Origin of the sequence: Corallococcus sp. 4LFB, assembly GCF_046520365.1 — a bacterium.
GTDB lineage: Bacteria > Myxococcota > Myxococcia > Myxococcales > Myxococcaceae > Corallococcus > Corallococcus caeni.
Genome location: NZ_JBKGHJ010000601.1, coordinates 1 through 4,467, shown reverse-complemented (window position 1 = coordinate 4,467; position 4,467 = coordinate 1). Strand labels below are relative to the sequence as shown.

Genomic DNA, 4,467 nt, shown 5'->3' with positions numbered 1-4,467 from the left:
CCCGCCGCGCCGAAGTCCGCCCCCGCCCAGACCGTCGCCACCGCGCCGGCGAAGGCCGCGCCGGTGGAGGCGATGGTGGCGGTGGTGCCGGAGCAGGGGACCTCCTCCAAGTCCGCGCCGTCGCAGGTGCCGGGCCGTGAGAACGTCGTCGCCACGGAGGCGGATGAGCGCGAGGTGGCCCACCCGGCCCAGCGCATCACCCGCCTGTCCCTGGACGGCGAGGCGCTGCGCGTCGCCGCCGACGGCGACATCGCCCGCTACGAGGTCCTGGAGCTGGTGGATCCGCCTCGCCTGGCCGTGGACGTGTACGGCGTGGGCCTGAGCGCGAAGGCGCCCAAGGTGAAGGGCCACCTGCTCAAGGACGTGCGCGTGGGCGCCCACGAGGACAAGGTCCGCCTGGTCCTCGTGGCCAGGGGTGACATGCCCGCGTACCGCGTGGACCGCGCCGAGCGCGGCCTGGAGGTGGTGCTGGGAAGCGCGGTGGCGCGCAAGCCCAAGCCGTCCCAGCCCCGCGACGCGGTGGCGGAGACGGAGCCCCTGCGCCCGCAGCCGCTGCCCACGCAGGAAGCGGCGAAGCCGCAGCCCGCCGTGGCGCAGGCCGCGCCGCAGCCGGCGGTGGTGGAGGTCAAGGACCTGTCCTTCGACGAGAGCCCCACGGGCGGCCGCGTGCAGCTGAAGCTGTCCGGCGCGACGGCGTGGAAGGTGGACCGCCCGGATCCGCGCAGCGCGGTGCTGACGCTGGAGAACGCGCGGCTGCCCAAGAAGCTGGAGCGCAGCCTGGACACCAGCGCGCTGGACACGCCGGTGAAGATGATCAGCGCCTTCAGCGTCCCCGGCGAGGGCCGCAGGGTGCGCCTGGTGGTCGCCGCGGACGGCGCCATCGAGGAGAACGTCACCCAGGGCGCCAACAGCCTGAGCTGGCGGCTGGACGTGCAGGGCGTGAAGACGGAGGAGGTCGCCGTCACCCAGCGCACCGCCGGCTTCACGGCGGAGGCCCCGGCGTACGCGGCGGAGGGCGCGCCCCAGCAGGCCCGCTACCGCGGCAAGCGCGTGTCCTTCGAGTTCAAGGACATCGACATCCAGAACCTGCTGCGCGTCATCGCGGAGATCTCCAAGCGCAACATCGTGGTGGCGGACGACGTCAATGGCCGCGTGACCATCCGCCTGCGCAACGTGCCCTGGGACCAGGCGCTGGACCTCATCCTGCGCACCAAGCAGCTGGGCCAGGAGCAGGTGGGCAACATCATCCGCATCGCGCCGCTGAAGACCTTGGAAGAGGAGGCGCGGCTGCGCCAGGAGCGCAAGAAGTCGCTGCAGCAGCAGGAGGACCTGCTGGTCAGCCTGGTGCCGGTGAACTACGCGGTGGCCGCGGACATGTCGTCGCGGGTGAAGGACGTGCTCAGCGACCGTGGCTCGGTGACGGTGGACACGCGCACCAACGTGCTCATCATCAAGGACATCCGCTCCAACACGGAGAAGGCGCGCGCCCTGGTGCGCAGCCTGGACACGCAGACGCCGCAGGTCCTCATCGAGAGCCGCATCGTGGAGGCGAGCACCACCTTCAGCCGCAACCTGGGCGTGCAGTGGGGCGGCCAGACGCGCCTGTCCACCGCGACGGGCAACCCCACCGGCCTCATCTTCCCCAACACGGTCGGCGTCACGGGCGGCTCGCCTGGCACGGCCGCGGGTCTCCCCGCCCAGCCCAACTTCGCGGTGAACCTGCCGGCGGCGGTGGGCGAGGGCCTCGGTGGCGCCATGGGCTTCGCCTTCGGCTCCGCGGGCGGCGCCGTGCAGCTCAACCTGCGCCTGTCCGCGGCGGAGACGGAGGGCACGGTGAAGACCATCTCCTCGCCCAAGGTCACCACGCTGGACAACAACACGGCCCGCATCAGCCAGGGCCTGTCCATCCCGTTCAGCCAGACGTCGGCCGGCGGCGTGAACACGACCTTCGTGGAAGCGCGCCTGTCGCTGGAAGTCACGCCGCACATCACCCAGGACGGCAGCATCCTCATGTCCATCGCGGCGCAGAACAACCAGCCGGACCCGTCCAACACCGGCGCCAACGGCCAGCCCTCCATCCAGCGCAAGGAGGCCAACACCCAGGTCCTGGTGAAGGACGGCGACACGACGGTCATCGGCGGCATCTACGTGCGCCGGGGCAGCACGCGGACCAACTCGGTGCCCTTCCTGTCGAAGATCCCCGTGCTCGGCTTCTTCTTCCGGAACACCAACGACACGGACGAGCGGCAGGAGCTGCTCATCTTCATCACGCCCCGCATCCTCAACCGGCAGACCATCGCGCAGAGCCTCTAATGGCATTGCGCCCTGATTGGGAGAGACCATTCCAATGAAGCCCTTCTTCATCGCGGCGGCCCTGTCGCTCGGGCTCTGCTCGTGCTCAGAGAGTGCGCCCGTCGTCCAGATCCTCCAGACCAAGCTTCCCAATGCGGCCTGTGCGGTTGATGCCGAGGGCGTCGGGCTCGCGAACGGTTCGCTCAACCTCGCGTACGGGGACCGCTACCTCCTGGCGTTCGTGGTGAACAACAACTACTCCCCCACGCCCATCGAGATCGGGGACGTGCCCCTGGAGCCGGGCAGCACCTCAGGGGGGCCCGGCACCGCCTTCGTCGACACGATGAAGCTGTCCTACGAAACGACGCCGAGCCTCTCCATCCCCGACGGGGAGGTGCCCTACTCGGCGGGCCTGGCTCCCTCCTCCGAGGGCAACACGCTCGTGGCCGACCTGATCACGACGGAGGCCGCGGTGGCCCTGTCGCAAGCGGTGTCGACGGGGCCGGTCCAGGTGCGCGTCACCGTCCAGTTCACCGGCAAGTACGCCTCGGGCGGCAAGAGCTTCGAGACGAACGAGATCGTCTACGCCATCGACGCCTTCGCGGCGGACCGCGGCATCCCGGCCTGCTCCGCGGGGCAGACGCCCGCGGCGGTGATCCCGTGCAACTCGACGGGTGGCCAGGACGGCAACTACCCCGAGTGCGTCTGAACCGGGCCGCCGCCCCCGGGCCCTGGGAGAACCATGTCTTTTCGCACGCACCTTGAAGCGGTGGTGAACCAGGTGGACGGGGCCCTCGCGTGCAGCGTGATGGGCTTCGACGGCATCTCCGTGGACACGTTCCAGAAGGACGAGGCCACGGAGCTGGACGTGTCCGGCACCTGGGTGGAGTACGCCAACCTGCTCACGCAGCTGAAGAACGCGGCCGAGTCGCTGAAGACGGGCACCGTCACCGAGGTGTCCGTCAACAGCGAGAAGGTCCTCACCGTGATGCGCCTGCTGACGCCGGAGTACTTCCTGGTGCTGGCCCTGCGCGCGGACGGGAATTTCGGCAAGGGGCGCTATGTCCTGCGCGTCACCGCGCCGCAGGTGAAGGCGGAGTTGTAGTCACGCACGTCCGCTCGGGCAGGGGCTTGTCGGGCCTGCCCGGCGACGCAGCGTGCCGCCGCTTTCCCCTTTGCAGGAAACAGGGCATGGGCTAGACACCCCGGGCTTTCGTCTTTACGTCAGTCTGGTCAGGCTGAAGGAGTCGGTCCCCATGGCCGGTTTTGTCGACACCTCTGAATTTCGCAATGGTTTGAAGATCGAGATCGACGGCGAACCGTTCGTGATCGAGTACTTCCAGCACGTCAAGCCGGGCAAGGGCTCCGCGTTCGTGCGGACCAAGATTCGCAGCCTGCTCAGCGGTCGCATGCTGGAGCCCACCATGAAGTCCGGTGACAAGGTGGGCATCCCCGACATCGAGCAGAAGGACATGGAGTATCTCTACTCGTCCGGCGACGAGTACTACTTCATGGAGAAGAAGACCTTCGAGCAGACCTTCATCACGGAGAAGGTGCTGGGCGAGGCGAAGAACTTCCTCAAGGAGAACACCCCGGTGGAGGTCCTCTACTGGAACGGCAAGGCCATCTCGGTCGGTCTGCCGAACTCCGTGGACCTCAAGGTCGTCAAGTGCGACCCCGGCGTGCGCGGTGACACCGTGTCCGGCGCGATGAAGCCCGCGACGATGGAGACCGGCTTCACCGTCAACGTGCCCCTGTTCATCAACGAGGGCGACGTGCTGAAGATCGACACGCGTGAAGGTGGCAAGTACCTCACCCGCGTGGCGACCGCGGGCTAGGGCGTCTTCCCTTCACCTGGCGACCCGGAGGGGTCTGAATGGCAACGAAGCGCAAGGCAACCCGGCCGGCCCAGTCCTCGGGCGCGGCTTCCGGGCGGGATGCGGGCACCACGTCCCTGGACGTGGAAGCCCTCCGGCAGATTGTCGAAATCCTGGAGGCCTCCGACGTCACCCGGCTGGTGTGGACGCGGGGACCGGAGAAGCTCTACATCCGCCGCGGTCACGCGCCGGAGACGACCATCGTCCACCACACGGCCCCGTCGGGCCCCGGGGTGACGGTGTCGCCGCCGGTGGAGTACGCCGCTCCGGCCGCGCCCGTGCGGCCCCCGCCGCGGCC

General features: G+C 69.1%; 4 protein-coding genes and 1 pseudogene. All 5 read left to right on the top strand.

Going from position 1 to position 4,467, the window contains the following annotated elements; all coding sequences use genetic code 11:
* Positions 1 to 2,313, top strand: a 2,313-nt coding sequence (gene pilQ, locus ACLEQD_RS37780) for a type IV pilus secretin PilQ (RefSeq protein ID WP_410390711.1), incomplete at its 5' end; no start/stop codon positions are given.
* A 34-nt stretch (positions 2,314 to 2,347) separates the two neighbouring features.
* Entirely contained in the window at positions 2,348 to 3,001 is a 654-nt protein-coding gene (locus tag ACLEQD_RS37775; protein WP_410390710.1) for a hypothetical protein, read from the top strand.
* A gap of 33 nt (positions 3,002 to 3,034) precedes the next feature.
* The gene (locus tag ACLEQD_RS37770) at positions 3,035 to 3,397 is read left to right on the top strand and encodes a roadblock/LC7 domain-containing protein (protein WP_120525949.1); all 363 of its coding nucleotides are present in this window, start codon (positions 3,035 to 3,037) and stop codon (positions 3,395 to 3,397) included.
* A gap of 151 nt (positions 3,398 to 3,548) precedes the next feature.
* A complete protein-coding gene (efp, locus tag ACLEQD_RS37765) occupies positions 3,549 to 4,130 on the top strand; it encodes an elongation factor P (RefSeq protein WP_410390709.1) in 582 nt (193 codons plus the stop codon).
* Between the two features lie 38 nt (positions 4,131 to 4,168).
* Positions 4,169 to 4,467 (top strand): annotated as a pseudogene (locus tag ACLEQD_RS37760) (acetyl-CoA carboxylase, biotin carboxyl carrier protein); the annotation flags it as partial.